The organism is Enterococcus sp. 9D6_DIV0238 (genome assembly GCF_002174455.2).
Taxonomy (GTDB): Bacteria; Bacillota; Bacilli; order Lactobacillales; family Enterococcaceae; genus Enterococcus_L; species Enterococcus_L dunnyi.
The window spans coordinates 647,501-665,609 of record NZ_CP147246.1; the positions used below are offsets into that span (position 1 = coordinate 647,501).

Annotated in this window: 13 protein-coding genes and 2 rRNA genes (1 of these 15 only partly in view); 2 read left to right on the forward strand and 13 right to left on the reverse strand. The window is 40.2% G+C overall.

Going from position 1 to position 18,109, the window contains the following annotated elements:
- From A5889_RS03080 to A5889_RS03110, 7 genes are all read right to left on the reverse strand, one after another.
- Positions 1 to 1,089: ribosomal RNA gene (locus A5889_RS03080) — 23S ribosomal RNA — on the reverse strand (it extends 1,823 nt beyond the left edge of the window).
- Between the two features lie 230 nt (positions 1,090 to 1,319).
- Positions 1,320 to 2,879 (reverse strand): 16S ribosomal RNA (locus A5889_RS03085).
- The 16S and 23S rRNA genes sit together here, the layout of an rRNA operon.
- Before the next feature lie 627 nt (positions 2,880 to 3,506).
- Positions 3,507 to 5,024, reverse strand: coding sequence for a HAMP domain-containing sensor histidine kinase (locus A5889_RS03090; RefSeq protein WP_176372852.1), 1,518 nt, complete (start codon positions 5,022 to 5,024; stop codon positions 3,507 to 3,509).
- Positions 5,021 to 5,707, reverse strand: coding sequence for a response regulator transcription factor (locus tag A5889_RS03095; RefSeq protein ID WP_087641517.1), 687 nt, complete (start codon positions 5,705 to 5,707; stop codon positions 5,021 to 5,023). The genes A5889_RS03090 and A5889_RS03095 overlap by 4 nt, the downstream gene beginning before the upstream one ends.
- A 148-nt stretch (positions 5,708 to 5,855) precedes the next feature.
- Complete coding sequence (gndA, locus tag A5889_RS03100) at positions 5,856 to 7,277, reverse strand: NADP-dependent phosphogluconate dehydrogenase (RefSeq protein ID WP_087641516.1); 1,422 nt, start codon at positions 7,275 to 7,277, stop codon at positions 5,856 to 5,858.
- Between the two features lie 234 nt (positions 7,278 to 7,511).
- Complete coding sequence (gene rpmF, locus A5889_RS03105) at positions 7,512 to 7,691, reverse strand: 50S ribosomal protein L32 (protein WP_069634653.1); 180 nt, start codon at positions 7,689 to 7,691, stop codon at positions 7,512 to 7,514.
- A gap of 60 nt (positions 7,692 to 7,751) precedes the next feature.
- A complete protein-coding gene (locus A5889_RS03110; RefSeq protein WP_087641515.1) occupies positions 7,752 to 8,318 on the reverse strand; it encodes a YceD family protein in 567 nt (188 codons plus the stop codon).
- Positions 8,319 to 8,475: 157 nt separating this feature from the next.
- Between A5889_RS03110 and A5889_RS03115 the strand changes: the two genes are divergently transcribed.
- On the forward strand, positions 8,476 to 9,255 hold the full coding sequence (locus A5889_RS03115; RefSeq protein ID WP_087641514.1) for an ABC transporter ATP-binding protein: 780 nt from the start codon (positions 8,476 to 8,478) through the stop codon (positions 9,253 to 9,255).
- Positions 9,256 to 9,330: 75 nt separating this feature from the next.
- Here A5889_RS03115 and recQ read toward each other — a convergent pair whose 3' ends face one another.
- From recQ to A5889_RS03140, 5 genes are all read right to left on the reverse strand, one after another.
- A complete protein-coding gene (gene recQ, locus A5889_RS03120) occupies positions 9,331 to 11,100 on the reverse strand; it encodes a DNA helicase RecQ (protein WP_087641513.1) in 1,770 nt (589 codons plus the stop codon).
- A 278-nt stretch (positions 11,101 to 11,378) separates the two neighbouring features.
- Entirely contained in the window at positions 11,379 to 13,214 is a 1,836-nt protein-coding gene (typA, locus tag A5889_RS03125; RefSeq protein WP_087641512.1) for a translational GTPase TypA, read from the reverse strand.
- Positions 13,215 to 13,396: 182 nt separating this feature from the next.
- Positions 13,397 to 14,167 (reverse strand): inositol monophosphatase family protein, encoded by a 771-nt coding sequence (locus tag A5889_RS03130; RefSeq protein ID WP_087641511.1) that lies wholly within the window; start codon positions 14,165 to 14,167, stop codon positions 13,397 to 13,399.
- A gap of 4 nt (positions 14,168 to 14,171) precedes the next feature.
- Positions 14,172 to 14,450, reverse strand: a complete 279-nt coding sequence (locus A5889_RS03135) for a UPF0223 family protein (RefSeq protein ID WP_087641510.1) — start codon at positions 14,448 to 14,450, stop codon at positions 14,172 to 14,174.
- A gap of 40 nt (positions 14,451 to 14,490) precedes the next feature.
- The gene (locus tag A5889_RS03140) at positions 14,491 to 15,759 is read right to left on the reverse strand and encodes a voltage-gated chloride channel family protein (protein WP_087641509.1); all 1,269 of its coding nucleotides are present in this window, start codon (positions 15,757 to 15,759) and stop codon (positions 14,491 to 14,493) included.
- 262 nt (positions 15,760 to 16,021) lie between these two features.
- Between A5889_RS03140 and A5889_RS03145 the strand changes: the two genes are divergently transcribed.
- Positions 16,022 to 17,377, forward strand: coding sequence for an MATE family efflux transporter (locus A5889_RS03145; RefSeq protein WP_087641508.1), 1,356 nt, complete (start codon positions 16,022 to 16,024; stop codon positions 17,375 to 17,377).
- Positions 17,378 to 17,439: 62 nt separating this feature from the next.
- On the opposite strand, the gene A5889_RS03150 is transcribed toward A5889_RS03145, so the two are convergent.
- Positions 17,440 to 17,946, reverse strand: a complete 507-nt coding sequence (locus A5889_RS03150; protein WP_087641507.1) for an HD domain-containing protein — start codon at positions 17,944 to 17,946, stop codon at positions 17,440 to 17,442.
- Positions 17,947 to 18,109: the final 163 nt, after the last annotated feature.

An 18,109-nucleotide genomic window follows, 5' to 3' on the forward strand; every position in this document is an offset into this window, starting at 1 on the left:
TGTCTGTGCAACCCCACATCCTTTTCCACTTAATAGTTATTTTGGGACCTTAGCTGGTGGTCTGGGCTGTTTCCCTTTCGACTACGGATCTTATCACTCGCAGTCTGACTGCCGAATATGAATGAATGGCATTCGGAGTTTATCTGAATTCGGTAACCCGAGATGGGCCCCTAGTCCAAACAGTGCTCTACCTCCATCATTCTCAACTTCGACGCTAGCCCTAAAGCTATTTCGGAGAGAACCAGCTATCTCCAAGTTCGTTTGGAATTTCTCCGCTACCCACAGCTCATCCCCGCACTTTTCAACGTACGTGGGTTCGGTCCTCCAGTGCGTTTTACCACACCTTCAACCTGGCCATGGGTAGATCACATGGTTTCGGGTCTACGACTACATACTCATTCGCCCTATTCAGACTCGCTTTCGCTGCGGCTCCGGCTCTTCACCTTAACCTCGCATGCAATCGTAACTCGCCGGTTCATTCTACAAAAGGCACGCTCTCACCCATTAACGGGCTCGAACTTGTTGTAGGCACACGGTTTCAGGATCTATTTCACTCCCCTTCCGGGGTGCTTTTCACCTTTCCCTCACGGTACTGGTTCACTATCGGTCATTAGGGAGTATTTAGCCTTACGGGATGGTCCCCGCGGATTCCGACGGAATTTCTCGTGTTCCGCCGTACTCAGGATCCTCCTAGGTGCTGTCACAATTTCGTCTACGGGGCTATTACCCACTTTGGCGGACCTTTCCAAGTCCTTTGACTATCCTGACAGACTACCATATTGGAGTCCTACAACCCCAACAAGCAAGCTTGTTGGTTTGGGCTCTTCCCGTTTCGCTCGCCGCTACTCAGGGAATCGAATTTTCTTTCTCTTCCTGCAGGTACTTAGATGTTTCAGTTCTCTGCGTCTACCTCTAACCAGCTATGTATTCACTGGAAAGTAACATCCTATAAAAGATGCTGGGTTCCCCCATTCGGAAATCTCTGGATCATAGCTCACTTACAGCTCCCCAAAGCATATCGGTGTTAGTCCCGTCCTTCATCGGCTCCTAATGCCAAGGCATCCACCGTGCGCCCTTATTCACTTAACCTTGTCAACCTTGCGGTTGGGTCTTGACTACTTCTTCTAGCGATAGAAGGTTGGTCAATAAAATAAGCTTCGAACAATTAATTAATTAACTCTTCAACGCGGTGTTCTCGGTTTGTTTTGATTACTTTTTTTACTTCAATATCCAGTTTTCAATGAACAATCGTTTGAGAGTAGACCTCTCAAAACTGAACAAAGTGTTGACGAACCGTGTAGTTCCGTAATATCCCTTAGAAAGGAGGTGATCCAGCCGCACCTTCCGATACGGCTACCTTGTTACGACTTCACCCCAATCATCTATCCCACCTTAGGCGGCTGGCTCCAAAAGGTTACCTCACCGACTTCGGGTGTTACAAACTTTCGTGGTGTGACGGGCGGTGTGTACAAGGCCCGGGAACGTATTCACCGCGGCGTGCTGATCCGCGATTACTAGCGATTCCGGCTTCATGTAGGCGAGTTGCAGCCTACAATCCGAACTGAGAGAAGCTTTAAGAGATTTGCATGACCTCGCGGCCTAGCGACTCGTTGTACTTCCCATTGTAGCACGTGTGTAGCCCAGGTCATAAGGGGCATGATGATTTGACGTCATCCCCACCTTCCTCCGGTTTGTCACCGGCAGTCTCGCTAGAGTGCCCAACTGAATGATGGCAACTAACAATAAGGGTTGCGCTCGTTGCGGGACTTAACCCAACATCTCACGACACGAGCTGACGACAACCATGCACCACCTGTCACTTTGTCCCCGAAGGGAAAGCTCTATCTCTAGAGTGGTCAAAGGATGTCAAGACCTGGTAAGGTTCTTCGCGTTGCTTCGAATTAAACCACATGCTCCACCGCTTGTGCGGGCCCCCGTCAATTCCTTTGAGTTTCAACCTTGCGGTCGTACTCCCCAGGCGGAGTGCTTAATGCGTTTGCTGCAGCACTGAAGGGCGGAAACCCTCCAACACTTAGCACTCATCGTTTACGGCGTGGACTACCAGGGTATCTAATCCTGTTTGCTCCCCACGCTTTCGAGCCTCAGCGTCAGTTACAGACCAGAGAGTCGCCTTCGCCACTGGTGTTCCTCCATATATCTACGCATTTCACCGCTACACATGGAATTCCACTCTCCTCTTCTGCACTCAAGTCTCCCAGTTTCCAATGACCCTCCCCGGTTGAGCCGGAGGCTTTCACATCAGACTTAAGAAACCGCCTGCGCTCGCTTTACGCCCAATAAATCCGGACAACGCTTGCCACCTACGTATTACCGCGGCTGCTGGCACGTAGTTAGCCGTGGCTTTCTGGTTAGATACCGTCAAGGTAAGAGCAGTTACTCTCCTACTTGTTCTTCTCTAACAACAGAGTTTTACGATCCGAAAACCTTCTTCACTCACGCGGCGTTGCTCGGTCAGACTTTCGTCCATTGCCGAAGATTCCCTACTGCTGCCTCCCGTAGGAGTCTGGGCCGTGTCTCAGTCCCAGTGTGGCCGATCACCCTCTCAGGTCGGCTATGCATCATGGCCTTGGTGAGCCGTTACCTCACCAACTAGCTAATGCACCGCGGGTCCATCCATCAGTGACACCCGAAAGCGTCTTTCAAATCAACACCATGCGGTGTCGACTGTTATGCGGTATTAGCACCTGTTTCCAAGTGTTATCCCCCTCTGATGGGCAGGTTACCCACGTGTTACTCACCCGTCCGCCACTCCTCTTTTCAAGTGAGTGCAAGCACTCGGTAGAAAAGAAGCGTTCGACTTGCATGTATTAGGCACGCCGCCAGCGTTCGTCCTGAGCCAGGATCAAACTCTCATAATAAAAGTTGAACACGATCTTGCGATCGTTAAGCTCATTTGTTTGCTAGCATATTGCTTCGCTTGTTAAAAATTGTTGTTTGTTTTCACCGTTGTGAAAACAACCTACACATTTGGTTTGTCTTACTTTGTTCAGTTTTCAAAGGTCTACGTTGTTACCTCGCAGCAACTTTTATATCATATCAAATCTTCGATTTGATGTCAACACTTTTCTTAAAAAGCTTCAAAGTTTTTTTCTGCTTGGCGTTGTCGTTTGTTCCAACGACAACTTCATTAGTTTATCAGGTTGTTTGTTATTTGTCAACAACTTTATTCCTGATTTTTCAATGTTTTAATTGCTTTTTTCATCAGCAACTTTGTTATTCTATCATGAATTACTTTTATTCGTCAAGAAGAAATTTTACTTTTTTTCTCAACAAATTTCTAGTAAAGAACATCAATCAGAACATGTATAAATATAACAATACTTATCATAAAATGCAACTAGAAAATGCCTAAATTTCGTTCTTTTTTTTCTTAGCGAACAAATTTAGATAACTTCAAATCAGCATTCGGTTTTTCTGCTACATTCATCATATATAGCTCTCAATCATTCGGCTAATTATCCAAAAAAAGTAGGTGCTTCTCGCACCTACTCGTTGTCTTCACTATTTTCTACTATTGGAATATGGATTCTGAATATCGTTCCTTGATGAATGACACTTTCAGCATCGATTCTTCCTTTATAATTTTCCACCAATTGCTTGGCAATTGACAATCCTAATCCATTACCGCCTTTGTTTCTAGCTCTGGCTTTATCTACTCTATAAAAGCGATTAAAAATTTTATCGAGTTCGTCTTCTGAAATTCCTTCTCCAAAGTCCTGAATTGCGATTTCAAATTCATTTAGTGTTTTAGAGATCGAGATATGGACTTCTTTTCGAGTTGTAGAATATTTTACCGCATTATCTAAAATAATGATCAGCAATTGTTCAAAGTGATTACGATAAATCCCTAGCTTAACTTCATGCAGCAAATCATCATCCAGTGTGATCACAAAATCAGGATATAGAAGTTTGAAGTTATTAAACACCTGATACACGACTTGTTTAGCGTTAGTCGTGTGATTTGGGTAGAGTGTATCTACTTGTTCTGCACGAGATAAATCCAGCATTTCTTGGACAAGGCTTTTCATTCGAGTGATTTCCTGTAAACTAGCCTCTAAAGATTCATCTAAAACCTCTGGATCTTCTTTTCCCCAACGATTTAATAGATTTAAATGTCCCTCGATAATCGCGACTGGTGTCCGCAGTTCATGAGAAACATCTTCTACAAATTGTTCTTGTTGTTCAATATAGCGTCTCATACGATCTAACATTTCATTAAAGATTTCAGCAAGATCCGCCAACTCGTCATTTGAGTGTATGTCCGGCATGTGAATACTAGACTGTGGATTTTTTCGAATCGTATCCATAGTATCTCTCAGTACTTTCAAAGGTTTCAAGAAATAAGAAGATAGTAGGAATCCTAATACACTGCTAAGTATCAGTGAAATGACTTCCAAAATGATTAAGGTCAGCAACAAATGATTTTTAATTGCGTAAAAAGAAGACAGCTCATAGAAGGCTTGAATATAACCAGTTTTTTCTCTCGTACTCTTTGAATACACAGGTTGGATGATCAAGTAACCTGTTTTATCGTTTAATGTCTTGATCTCTGCCTTCTGCTTTCCTTTTTTGACCAATTGATTCTGTGCTTTTTGGGTTTCAAAAAGTAATGTTCCTTCTGGATCAAATACAGATAAAAATAGTGCCGGTTGTCCTAGCTCTGAAAGCATGCTGTCCATCTCCATCAACGAACCTTCGACTGAAACTTTTTTGTTGTCCAGATCATTTGTATCCAAGCTTGGCGTTTTTAACTTTTCATAGACCTCCGATACAGTCAAATCAGCTTCAACATTAGCCAAACGATTACCCACTTCGGCAACCGTCCTTTCAGCATTCTCCCGTTCTTTTTGGACAATGAGGCTAACAGATGTCTTATATGTAATAACAGCGAATATCGTAAAAACAACGAATATGAAGAAAGAACTTGCAAAGGCCCACTTGATCGTCAAAGAAGGCCCCTTCAGTTCTTTTCTTTCTATCTTTTTTGATTTTAACGGTCTCACGAGCGCATCACATATCCTGTTCCACGAACGGTTTGGATATAACTTTCTTCGCCAGGAACATCAATTTTATTACGCAAATAGCGGATATAAACATCAACTACGTTCGTTTCAACTTCTGTTTCATAACCCCACACTTTGTTTAAAAGAACATCTCGTGCTAAAACAACATTGACATTTTCCATCAATGTCAAAAGCAGCTCATACTCACGCTTAGTCAATTCTATCATTTCAGAATTACGGCGAACGACGCGATTTTCTTTTTCAATCGTTAAGTCACGATATGTAATTGTTGTTTGTTTCGCTACATTTTTATCTCCTTCGATGTCGATACGACGAAGCAATGCACGTAAACGTGCCAAAAGTTCTTCAATTGCAAATGGCTTTACGATATAGTCATCGGCACCATGATCTAAACCAGATACACGATCGATCACAGAATCACGAGCTGTCATCATGATGATCGGCGTATTTTTTACTTGGCGGATTCTACGGCAAACTTCAAGACCATTTAATTCCGGCAACATCAAATCTAAAAGAATGGCATCCCACTCATCATTCAAGGCTGCTTCTAAGCCTGTACGTCCATTATAGTGAACTTCTGTCGTGTAACCTTCATGTTTTAATTCAAGCTCTACAAAACGAGCTAAGTTTTTTTCATCTTCAATAATAAGAATATTACTCATTGGTTATTTTTCCTCTCTCTTTAAAAGCTATCTTAAAGCCTACCTATTATACCCACTTTTATCTTAAAAAGCTAGCAACAACCTATTTTCACTTCGTAACAGAGAGAAAACCATGAGAAGATTCTTAATCCCATGGCTTTCGAACATATTATTCTTCGTTATACCAGCTATAGTGGTATGTTCCTTCTTTATCAGTACGTTGATACGTATGAGCTCCAAAGTAATCTCTTTGTGCCTGAATAATGTTTGCAGGCAATCTTTCTGAACGATAAGAGTCATAGTATGCAATAGCTGAGGCAAATGTTGGTACTGGTACGCCAGCCTGTACAGCAATCGAAACAACATCACGTACGGATTGCTGATATTTTTTTGTAATATCGATAAAGTAGTCATCTAAGAGTAAGTTCTCAATCGTTGGGTTTTTATCATATGCATCTGTAATTTTTTGTAAAAACTGTGCACGGATGATACATCCCGCACGCCAAATTTTTGCAATGTCGCCAAATGGCAGATCCCAGTCATAATCTTCTGATGCAACACGCAGCTGAGCAAAACCTTGAGCGTAACTCATGATTTTACTGAAATAAAGTGCTTCGCGGATTTTTTCGATCAATTCTTTCTTATCTCCTGAATACACTGCTTTTTCAGGTTTTGCTAATACTTTACTAGCTTTTACACGTTCCTCTTTATATGCTGAAATAAAGCGGGCGAAAACAGACTCAGTAATCAGTGGTAATGGTACACCCAAGTCTAAAGAGCTTTGGCTTGTCCATTTACCAGTTCCTTTGTTCCCAGCAGCATCTAAGATAACATCAACAATTGGCTGTCCTGTTCCTTCATCGTCTTTACGTGTCAAAATATCTGCAGTGATCTCCACAAGATAACTATCTAATTCACCTTGATTCCACTCTTTGAAAATCTCAGCCATTTCGTCTACAGAAAGACCAAGGATATTTTTCATAAGATCATACGATTCTGCAATCAGCTGCATATCTCCGTATTCGATACCGTTGTGGACCATCTTCACATAGTGACCAGCTCCGTTAGGACCGATGTATGTCACACATGGTTCACCATCTTCCGCTTTTGCAGAAATCTTTTCTAAAATAGGAGCGACTAATTCGTATGCTTCCTTCTGCCCACCAGGCATGATCGAAGGTCCTTTCAAAGCGCCTTCTTCACCACCTGAAACACCAGTTCCGATGAAGTTGATTCCAGAGTTTGCTAATTCTTCATTTCTACGAATCGTATCTTTGAAGAATGTGTTTCCGCCATCGATCAAAATATCGCCTTTATCTAAATGAGGTAATAATTCTTGGATCGTTGCATCAGTCGCAAAGCCTGCTTGGACCATCAACATGATACGACGTGGTTTTTCAATAGAATCTACAAACTCTTCGATCGTGTATGTTGCTTTAAAATTTTTATCAGGGTGCTCTTCAACAACATCTGTTGTTTTTGATCCTGTACGATTAAATAGAGCAACTGAATAGCCTCTACTCTCAATATTCAATGCTAGATTTTTTCCCATCACGGCCATTCCGACTACGCCAAATTGTTGTTTTGTCATCTTGTATCCTCCTACTGTCTTTGAAAAGAAATTCATTAGAAGTTTCTTATAATCTACATTATTATAACGTAGAATGATTGATATGAAAACAAAAATAGTTCGATTACGTTCATTTTTATCGTTTATGTAAAATTCTAGACATTTCTTCTTCGCTCAAAAACACTTTCTCATAAAATAAATCCCCTAGGCTCCATGGTTAGCCTAGGGGATTTGGAACATTTTCAAAAAAATGTTTTATGCTTCTTTAGAGACTACGTCTTTTCCATCGTAATGACCACATGCTGGACATACGTGATGGCTTTTTCTCATTTCACCACAGTTTGAACATGCATTCAAACCTTTGATTGTTAATTTGTAGTGAGTACGGCGTTTGCCCTTTTTAGCTTTTGAAGTTCTTCTAGCTGGTACTGCCATTGGTGTTCCACCTCCTTGTAAAGATGTGTGCAGCGAGTGCACGATATATTCCAATCTTACTTAGTCATCATCGCTATCTGCTGTTTCATTAAATAACTCAGATAATTTGGCAAGACGAGGATCCGTTGTTTGTTGTGCTTCTGTTTCTCTTTTTTCCAAGTATGCTTCTTCTGACAAAACTTCCCAATCATTTCCTTTAGGCATGTCATTGCTTGTTTGTTCTTCTTCTGTCAACACTTGGATCGGTATCGCTAAAAGAATGTTGTCTTCTACAGATTCGTCTAAATCGATCGTCGGCTTCTCCAACAAGATGATTTCTTCATCTGATAAACGGTCATCTTTGTTTTGATATTGTTCTTGTGTCATAAACACTTCGTCAACATCAATCACCATACTTAGCGGAACAGGAGTTAAAGAACGTGAAGATGGTACCGTTACAATAACATCGATTCGATAATGAATCAAATACTCCTCTTTGCCAACCGATAAGATTCCAGTCGTTTTTACAGGACTAACATCCAAAATCAAATGATCCCGCTTCATCAATGATGCTTTTAAATCTAATGTCTCCGAGAATTCTAATGGATTGTCTTTGTATTTATTTAGTTCTAGTAAAGACCATTTCATATTCATCACCTCTTAACGCAACAAAAGCAATTATACAGGGGGATGAAAGCTTTGTCAATGAAATTTTCTTGACAGTATTTTCTTCTTTCACTTTTTTTCAGCTGAGTCTCTTCTATTCTTAATTTTTAATGGTAAAATAAACCAAAGGAGGAGTTATATGAATGCATTCAAATTTGAACATGTCTCTTTTATTCGGGATAAAAAGACACTGTTAAATAACGTAACTTGGTCCGTTGATTCATCTGAAAATTGGGCCATTTTGGGATTGAACGGTGCAGGCAAGACGTTGCTTTTACAATTGATTTGCGGTTACCTTTGGCCTTCATCCGGGAGGTTGGAAGTCTTAGATGAAGTTTTTGGGCATACCTCGATTCCAGAGCTACAACGAAGGATCGGCTGGGTCAGCACTGCTTTGCAGTATCGAATGAAAAATTGGGAAACAGCTGAACGCATCGTTTTATCTGGTAAATTCGCCAGCATCGGCATCTACCAAGAGTATACAGACGAAGAGTTAGAGGAAGCTAAAATGATTTTGATTAACGCTGGCGGTACTTCATTGATCGGAAAAAAATATGAAGTGCTATCTCAAGGCGAACGACAACTTGTGTTGATCTCTAGAGCTTTGATGGCACATCCAGAATTATTGATTCTAGATGAACCTTGTAACGGGCTTGATTTATTTGCACGAGAAAAACTACTGAATCAAATCCAGCAAATCGCAACTCAAAAAAATCATCCAACTTTGCTTTATGTGACACATCATACAGAAGAGATCCTTCCTTGTTTTGAACATTTGATGTTGTTGAAAGACGGAGAAATTTTTGCAAAAGGCGCTCGTGACAGCCTTTTTAACGAAAAAAACTTTACTGACTTTTATAATGAACCCATTCAGATCGTTTCTTTAAAAGAAGATCGTTTTGCAGTCTACCCCAAATAATTGGAATAATGAGTGTTTAGCTTGATCAACTAAAGTGCATTTAGTCTATTCTACGCTTCAGTTGATCAAGCATTTTTAATTTTCTTTTGAAAAAGCTGTTATAGCCTCAATAATCTGTTCACCGTACTTATCCAACTTGTTTTGACCTACTCCTTTTATTTGAAGCAGCTGAATCGAATTTTTAGGTCGTTTTTCACACATTTCTTTTAAGGTGCTATCTGAAAAAATTAGATATGGCGGAACGCCGGCATCCTGTGCTAAATCCAATCTTAGTCCTCTCAACACTTCAAACAATGCGTCATCTACAGCTGCAACTTTTCTTACGCGCTGATCTTCTTTTCTAAAAACTGTTTGTTTGCCTAATAACACCTGAACACCAGTAGGAGAAACAGATAACAACGGGTATTGTCCGTCAGATGGTGTCAAATATCTTTCTGCAGTGAGGTAGTCGATGAGCTGAGTGACTTCCTTTTGGGTACGATCTTTCATTAGTCCATAGGTCGGTAAACGATGGAAATGCCACTGATCGATTTTTTGATCCTTTGAACCTGTCAATACTTTACCAACCAACCCTTTACCAAATTTTTCTCCCATACGTTTGACGCATGACAGGACTTTTTGAGCATCGACTGTCACATCGACTAATTCTCGTTCATCTAAACAATTGGAGCAGCGACCGCATTCTGTTCCCTGCTCACCAAAATAACGTAAAATGAACTGCTGTAAACACATTTGAGCATTGGCATACTGTGACATTTCACGCAGCTTCATGTATTCTTTTTGCTTGTAGTCGATCGTCATCTCAGATTGATCGATAAAAAACTGCTGAATTTGCAGATCCTGAGGTCCGTATAACAATACAGCATCACTTGGCAGCCCATCACGACCAGCACGACCAGCCTCTTGATAGTAGGACTCAATATTCCCTGGAATTTGAGCATGGATGACAAACCGTACATTACTCTTATTGATCCCCATACCAAATGCATTTGTAGCAACCATCACCTGTATTTTGTCAAATAGAAATTCCTCTTGATTATGATTTCGATCACTCTCATTCATGCCTCCGTGGTACATACCAACAGCAATTTTCTTACTTTTCAATAAATGATAGATCCGTTCTACTTCTTTTCTAGTGCTGGCATAGACAATTCCCGACTGATCTTTGTTCATCTTTAAATATTCCAGCAAATAAACGTCGCGGTTTTGATCTTTCACCACTTGAAAGGATAAGTTTTCACGGGCAAATCCTGTTTGAACTTGATTCTGTTTTGGTATGTGTAATTGCTCTAAGATATCCTCTGCAACTTGAGGTGTCGCTGTAGCAGTCAATGCAATGACTGAAGGCTGTTGCTGAAATTGTTCGATGATTTTAGCTAAACGTAAATAACTAGGACGAAAATCATGTCCCCATTGCGAAATACAGTGTGCCTCATCCACAGCCAGTAAATCGATGGGCACATGTAAAAGCAGCTGCTGAAAATCAAATGACTCTAAACGTTCAGGTGCTACATAAAGCAGTTTAACTTTTCGGTCTACAGCCAGTTGAACTCGTTTGTTCATCTCTTGCTGAGAAATCGTGCTATTGATAAACGTCGCAGGGATCCCCATCATGTTGAGAGCATCGACTTGATCTTTCATCAAGGAAATCAACGGCGAAATCACTAAAGTCAAATTCTCTAAAGCAAGAGCAGGCAGTTGGTAGCAAATCGATTTGCCGCCGCCTGTGGGCATGATCCCTAATACATTTTCTTTATTTAAGACATGATTGATGATTTCTTCTTGACCTTGACGAAAATCATCATAGCCAAATTTTTCTTTTAATAGTGCTTTTATGTCAATCATGTGGTTCGCTCCATTCTTTGTATATGACAGTTATTTTAGCACGCCCTATCTTGCAATTCAATAAAGGATCGTGGTTCACCGTGAAACAAATTTGTTTTCGTGAAACATATTTATCCTTAACTCTTTTTCAAAAATCCTTATTTACCAAGCTTTATAAAATAGTATACGCATTTTTTTAGCTTTCCATTTAGAGTTATCCACAAAAAAAGATGGGACACAACAATTATTGTCATGTCTCATCTAATTTCGTGTAGCTAAGAAATAGTCAAACGACGAGTTTATTCTGCTACTTTTTTCTTTTTACTTGCTTTTTCACGTTCGTTTTTGTTTAAAATTTGTTTTCTTAAACGGATGCTTTCTGGTGTTACTTCACAGTACTCATCTTCATTTAAGAATTCTAATGATTCTTCTAATGTAAGCTTTTTAGGTTTTTTGATCACTGACGTTTGGTCTTTAGTTGCAGAACGTACGTTGGTCATTTGTTTAGCCTTCGTGATATTTACTGTTAAGTCATTATCACGGTTATTCTCACCGATGATCATTCCTTCGTAAACTTCAGTTGTTGGTTCTACAAAGACTGTTCCGCGTTCTTCAATACTCATGATACTATACGTAGTTGCTTTACCTGTATCGATAGAAACAAGTGCGCCTTGGTGACGTCCACCGATCGTTCCTTGGATCATCGGTAAGTATTGATCAAAAGTATGGTGCATGATTCCATAACCACGAGTCATTGATAAGAACTCAGTTGTATAACCGATCAAACCACGAGCTGGCGCTAAGAAAATCAAACGAATTTGACCATTACCAGTATGGATCATGTCTTGCATTTCACCTTTACGTTGGCTTAATGATTCAATGACACTACCCATATATTCTTCCGGTGTATCGATTTGAACACGTTCAAAAGGTTCACATTTTACACCTTCGATCTCACGTTCAATAACTTCTGGACGAGATACTTGTAATTCATACCCTTCACGGCGCATGTTTTCGATCAAGATCGACAAGTGCAATTCACCACGACCAGAAACAGTCCAAGCATCTGGAGCAATTGGTTCTACGCGTAGTGATACGTCTGTTTGTAATTCCGCCATCAAGCGTTCTTCGATTTTACGCGCTGTGACAAATTTACCTTCACGACCGGCAAAGGGAGAGTTATTTACTAAGAATGTCATTTGTAATGTTGGTTCGTCGATGTGTAGAATCGGTAAAGCTTCTTGATGTGCTACATCAGCAACTGTTTCTCCAACGAAAATATCTTCCATACCAGAAACAGCAATCAAATCCCCAGCTTTTGCTTCATTGATCTCAACACGTTGTAAGCCGAAGAAACCAAAGATTTTCGTTACACGGAAATTTTTCACGCTGCCATCTAGTTTCATCAAAGCAACTTGATCGCCAACTTTCATTGTGCCTCGGAAAACACGACCAATACCAATACGTCCAACGTAATCATTGTAATCTAATAATGAAACTTGGAATTGTAATGGTTCATCTGAGTTATCAACTGGAGCTGGTACATGATTGATGATTTGATCAAAAATCGGCGCCATAGTTGGTTCTTGGTCTTCTGGGTTATCTGAATTACTTGAGGTTCCATTTAAAGCTGATGCATATACAACTGGGAAATCCAATTGATCATCATCTGCACCTAATTCGATAAATAATTCTAAGACTTCATCCACAACGTGCTCAGGACGAGCAGATGGTTTATCGATTTTATTTACTACAACGATCGGTGTTACTTTTTGTTCTAATGCTTTTTTCAATACGAAACGAGTTTGAGGCATCGTTCCTTCGTAAGCATCGACAACTAAGACTACCCCATCGACCATTTTCATGATACGCTCTACTTCACCACCGAAGTCCGCGTGTCCAGGAGTATCTAAAATATTGATGCGTGTGCCATTATAATCTACGGCTGTATTTTTGGCTAAAATCGTGATCCCACGTTCACTTTCGATCGCATTTGAGTCCATCGCGCGTTCTTGCAGCTGCGTATGTCCATCTAATGTTTGCGATTGTTTTAATAATTCATCCACCAAAGTTGTTTTCCCATGGTCGACGTGGGCGATGATTGCTACGTTTCTGATATCTTCTCTGTATTTCACTGTAATTGCTCCTTATCCTTTAGCCTTACGTCACTTGTTCATTAAATCCGACTGTTTATTATAGCAAACTTTTTTCATGAAATATAGTCTAAAGCTTTCAAAAGTTGTGAAAACTTCATGATTTTCTTGCTATTTTCTGAAAAATAGCACATTATTCGCTAAAAATCAACCTCAGACTTCGTTTACTTATCTAAAAACTTTGTTCTAATTTCATTATATGCCTTTGGAGTTGCTGCTAAAAAGTACTCGCGACCAGAAAACGATAAGTCTTCTCCTTCTATAGTAGAGTAAAGAAAATTGAATTCCTCTAGTAAGACCAATCCAGCTGCATAATCCCAAGGGCTCAAATTAGAGACATAACCAATATGATTGCCTTTTAACATGGCGATCAACTCGATACCTGCACAACCACTCACACGTACACCCATCGAAGCATGGCCGATTTCTCTAGCACAGTGGATATCTTCACCAAACATGTAGGCATTCATCCCAAGTAAGCCAGCTGATAGTCCTAAATTTTGCGGCTGTATCAGCTTTTGTTCTCCCAGGAACACACCGATCCCTTTTCCGCCCCAGCATAACTCATCTTTCATCACATCATAAATAAACCCTAGTTTTCCGATCCCATCTTCAAAAACAGCGATCATGATGCAAAAGTTTTCCTGCTCCATCACAAAATTCATCGTACCGTCGATTGGATCGATGATCCAGACGCGGCCTGCTAGAGAGTCGATTGTGCTGTAGCCTTTTTCTTCTGCCAAAATCTTATCAGCTGGATACTGTTCTTTGATTTTCTTGATCAGCAATGCCTGAGTCTCCTCGTCAACATTCGTCACTAAATCTGTCCGCCCTGATTTTTGCGAAACAGCCATCTCAGTTGATAAACTAGTTTTGATAAACACAGCGGCTTCTTGCATCCATCCTTTGATTTCAGTAATCATTTTTTCTGTCATCCTCTTAATCAGCTCCTAGTTTCAATCTGCCTGTCTGCTGTCTTTTCGCTTGCTGAACCGTTCTATATAATGAATATCCTGAGACTTTTTGAAATTCATTCCCTAAGCGTTTTTCTTCGCCAATGCTTTTGACAACAGTTTTGAAACGTTGATAGGTTTGTAAAAACTCTGCTGTCTCCATCCCAGTTTCGTTTGCCTGTTCCACTGCTGACCACATATTCGTCACGATGACCATCTCATCTGTGGTCCAGTCCAAATCTAAAGGGTATTGATAATCTTTCATGTCTTCACCTCTTCAACTAGTATAGCATATCTTCATGAAATCACTTTTTCCGCCGTTCTTGCCAGTTTGTCCATAATGGTAAAAACAACACTCCTTTTTCAACACCAATTCGCTGTGCAGAATAAATTCCAGCATTTCCAGAACACATGTAGCTCACTAGACAAATCATGAAAAAGAAAACAGCAGCGTCACTGCCAAAAAGTTCGATCCCCATAATAAAACAAGCAATAGGAGTATTGGTCGCTCCTGAAAAGACCCCAATGAAGCCCAGTCCAGCTAAAAACGGAATAGATAAATGGAGGACCACAGCCAAGCTGCTGCCTAACGTTGCACCAATTTCAAATAGCGGCGTCACTTCTCCACCTTGATATCCAGCTCCCAATGACAGCACAGTGAAGAAAAGCTTCCCTATCCAATCAAACCAATAGCTTTCTCCATTGAACGCATCTTTTAATAACGGTAAACTCAAGCCAAGATAACGTTGTGTTTGTAAAACTAAAACAACAATAACAACAACTGCCCCGCCAATAAAGTTTCTCAAAGCAACATTTTCGATCCAATTCGCATAAATCTTCTTGATAAAAACGATGGAACGGCTAAACAGCCAGCCTGCTAAGCCAAAACAAATACCAGCTGCAAAAACTTTTATGAATACTAGTGGTGTCCAGTCTGGAATTTGCCCCATGTTATAGTGTGTATGTGTAACGCCCAATGATTCTGTTACAAAATTTGCAAAAAATGCTGCAAAAAAACTTGGAAAGATGGCGTCTGATCTTAATCGGCCAATCACCAACACTTCCAAGCCAAAAACCGTACCAGCTAGTGGTGTACCGAAGACTGAACTAAAACCAGCACTGATCCCGCTGATAATAACGATTTCTCTTTCTAATTTATCCAAACGAAACACACGTCCAACTGCATTGGCAACTGTTCCACCCATTTGGACAGCCGTTCCTTCACGTCCAACAGAGCCACCGAACAAATGAGTCGTGATCGTTCCAAATAATGTTAACGGGATCAACCGTAGAGGAATATTTTCTGCTCCACCATTTGCTTGATCGATCACAAGATTATTTCCTCTGACTGCATTCCCTCCATATCGCTTATATAAAAAGGCAAACACAGCTCCACTCAACGGCAATAGAAACAATAGCCACGTATGATTCAATCTTGTTGTGGTCACTAGATCTAAACTTTTCAAAAAAAAGGCAGACAGTATCCCCATTATTAGTCCGATTAACGCAGAGATCACGAGCCATTTCGCCATATGAACGCTTATTTTTATTGGCATTTTTAATTCACTTTCCATACCTTCAACTCCTCAATCAATGTTGACTATTCTCTATCATACTACCTTTCTATGACATACTGGTCAATTATATCAAAACTTTTTCAAATTAGATAAATCAATTTTTTTAATTCCGTTTTTTCTTAGTAAAGCCCTTGCAAATCCAATAGATTGTGCTACTATGAATGAGAAATTTTTATCATACCTATCCTTGAACGAATGAGCACTTTATTTAAACAGACGATCTATTGGTTTGATTTTTACAAATGAAAGGATGTTTTCATTGAAAGAATTAACACATGGCAACCCGGCAAAATTGATTTTCTTTTTTACGATTCCACTATTGATCGGTAATATCTTCCAGCAGTTTTATAATATGGCGGATATGATCATTGTAGGACAAACACTTGGAAAAGATGCTTTAGCTGCAGTTGGTTCTACTGGCAGCATAACTTTTTTGATCATCGGTTTTGCTCAAGGCTTAACTGCCGGCCTGTCTATTTTAACTTCTCAGCGTTTCGGCGGTCAAGATTACCGTGGCGTGAAAAAAAGTTTTGCGACCGGGATCATGATCAGCGGTATCGTGACGATCATTTTAACAGTATTGAGTTTAGTTTTTGTCCACCCGATGTTGGTGTTGATGCAAACCCCTAAAGAGATCATCGCTGATGCACAACTTTTTATTTCTATTATTTTTGCCGGAATTTTTGCTGCAATGGCCTTTAATCTTCTGTCAAATGTGATTCGTGCTCTCGGTGACAGTCGGACACCACTTTTATTTTTGATTATTGCCAGCATCATCAATGTTGTTTTAGACTTGGTTTTGATCATCAATTTTCATATGGGCGTTGCAGGAGCCGGGATTGCTACGGTCACTGCTCAAGTCGTTTCTAGTTTATTGTGTGTCATTTATATTCGCTGGAAAATTCCGAACCTTCAGTTACGAAAAAAAGATTTTGCTTTTGATAAACAGGATTTTCGTGCCCATTTGAATATTGCATTACCGATGGCTTTTCAATCTTCGATCATCGCTATTGGCGCAATCATTTTACAAGCTGCTTTGAATAGTTTAGGAACAGATGTAGTAGCCGCACAAGCAGCTTCTGGAAAGATCGAACAGTTTGCTACACAGCCGATGATGTCCTTTGGGATCGCTATGGCTACATTTACTGCTCAAAATTATGGTGCTAAAAAGTACAAACGTATCCTTCAAGGTGCGACACAATGCTTAGTGATGAGCATCAGTTTTAGTTTACTTGCAGGTGGGATCGTAGTTCTTTTCGGTCAAAATCTCGTGACACTTTTTGTCAGTGCAAAAGAAACGGCCGTTCTTGATTTATCCCAGATCTACTTTAATGTCAACGGAAGTATGTATTGGCTTTTGGCGATTCTTTTCATCCTTCGCTACACACTTCAGGGACTCGGGCAAAGCGTAGTGCCTACGATCGCTGGAATCATGGAGCTGATCATGCGTTCATTTGCAGCGATCATTTTGACAGCCTCTTTAGGCTTTGTCGGAGCAGCACTCGCATCTCCTCTAGCTTGGGCTGGATCGGTGATCGTACTGCTTGCATCTTATATCAAAGCAATCAAACGTTTAAGAAAGCTGGAACACGCTCAACATCTTGAAATCAATTAAATAATCAAAAAAAAGAGCGAAACAAAACTGTTTTTTAGTTTTGTTTCGCTCTTTTTTTTTGATTATTGTACAGGCTGCTTTTTACCGAAGTATTGGCGCCATTTTGATTTTACAGCATTGGTCATTGGTTCTGATGCTTCTTTCACAGCACAATATTTATCGACCATCGTAACGATATAGCTTTCTTTGTATTTAGGAGGCGCAATCGTTGCTCCCCACATATGTTTGATGATGATATCGCGTTCTAAATCTGAAAGTTCTGTCAGCTTCTCTGCATTTTTCACAGCGATCCTAGGATGCATGTAGGCATGTGAGCCTTCATCAAACTTTGTCGTCCGCCAATCGTAATAAAACAGATCATGTAATAAACCAGCACGAGCGGTTGCTCTTGCATCTCCGTTCCATTTCTTCGCTAATAGGTAGCTGTTGTAAGAAACGCTGATCGAATGATCCAAACGAGTTGAATGAACATGCTGTGTGTAATTACTTAAGCGCTGAACTTCTTCTTTTTCCAATAAATCTTCTACATAAGACATATATTCTTGATCTTCACGCCATTTTTCAGTCATTAATTCGGGTTCCACCTTTTTTGAAAAGCTGATCGTCTCTTCTAATCGAAGGAAAACATATCAAGCTTAACGATTTGAAAGACTTGGCTTTGATTTGCCAGTGATTGTGTCTTTTTAACTTGATGAAAGTATAGCACCTTGATTTTGGAAATACTAGGATTTT

Excerpts from the sequence above, each read along its gene's own strand:
- A5889_RS03140 (WP_087641509.1), bottom strand. The coding sequence starts at position 15,759 with ATGGAAAGTGAATTAAAAATGCCAATAAAAATAAGCGTTCATATGGCG.
- rpmF (WP_069634653.1), bottom strand. The coding sequence starts at position 7,691 with ATGGCAGTACCAGCTAGAAGAACTTCAAAAGCTAAAAAGGGCAAACGC.
- A5889_RS03130 (WP_087641511.1), bottom strand. The coding sequence starts at position 14,167 with ATGACAGAAAAAATGATTACTGAAATCAAAGGATGGATGCAAGAAGCC.
- A5889_RS03115 (WP_087641514.1), top strand. The coding sequence starts at position 8,476 with ATGAATGCATTCAAATTTGAACATGTCTCTTTTATTCGGGATAAAAAG.
- gndA (WP_087641516.1), bottom strand. The coding sequence starts at position 7,277 with ATGACAAAACAACAATTTGGCGTAGTCGGAATGGCCGTGATGGGAAAA.
- A5889_RS03135 (WP_087641510.1), bottom strand. The coding sequence starts at position 14,450 with ATGAAAGATTATCAATACCCTTTAGATTTGGACTGGACCACAGATGAG.
- A5889_RS03150 (WP_087641507.1), bottom strand. The coding sequence starts at position 17,946 with ATGACTGAAAAATGGCGTGAAGATCAAGAATATATGTCTTATGTAGAA.
- A5889_RS03110 (WP_087641515.1), bottom strand. The coding sequence starts at position 8,318 with ATGAAATGGTCTTTACTAGAACTAAATAAATACAAAGACAATCCATTA.
- A5889_RS03095 (WP_087641517.1), bottom strand. The coding sequence starts at position 5,707 with ATGAGTAATATTCTTATTATTGAAGATGAAAAAAACTTAGCTCGTTTT.
- recQ (WP_087641513.1), bottom strand. The coding sequence starts at position 11,100 with ATGATTGACATAAAAGCACTATTAAAAGAAAAATTTGGCTATGATGAT.